Genomic DNA, 613 nt, shown 5'->3' on the forward strand with positions numbered 1-613 from the left:
GCTCATTTCTGCATCACATCCGCAGGAGAAAAAATCGATAACAATCGATTCTATCGTTCTCTTGAGCAACGACTGATACGTGAACAACGAAAGCTTTCAAACCGTTTGGAAATCGCGAAAAAACACAATCGAAAGTTAGATGAGTGTCGCAATTACCAAAAGCAAAGAATAAAAGTTGCACGTATCCATGAGAAGATTACAAACCAACGTATTGATTTTTTACATAAACTATCTTCACGACTTACTGATGAGAACCAAGTCATTTGTATTGAAGACTTAAATGTAAAAGGGTTGGTTAGAAACCATAAATTAGCGAAGTCAATTTCAGATGTATCCTGGAGTGAATTCGTTCGACAATTAGACTATAAATGTCAATGGAAAGGTCGCACCTTAATCAAAGTTGACAGATTTTTCCCAAGTTCACAAATTTGTTCTTCTTGTGGTCATAATGACGGCAAAAAAGAACTGAATATTCGTGAATGGGCATGTTCGAATTGTGGAGCAGTTCATGATAGAGATATTAATGCAAGCATAAATATTAAAACCGAAGGACTTTCGGGGATAGCTTAGTAAATTTACGACCGTTAGGACGTATTACCTAAGAACCCCACGA

At 36.7% G+C, this 613-nt stretch carries 1 protein-coding gene; it reads left to right on the forward strand.

Features of this window, described 5'->3' with window-relative positions; all coding sequences use genetic code 11:
- Window positions 1-570, forward strand: a 570-nt coding sequence (locus tag ACFSR0_RS09715) for an RNA-guided endonuclease TnpB family protein (RefSeq protein WP_449260603.1), incomplete at its 5' end; no start/stop codon positions are given.
- Between the last annotated feature and the right edge of the window lie 43 nt (window positions 571-613).

The organism is Enterococcus camelliae (assembly GCF_042685105.1).
Classification (GTDB): Bacteria; Bacillota; Bacilli; order Lactobacillales; family Enterococcaceae; genus Enterococcus_G; species Enterococcus_G camelliae.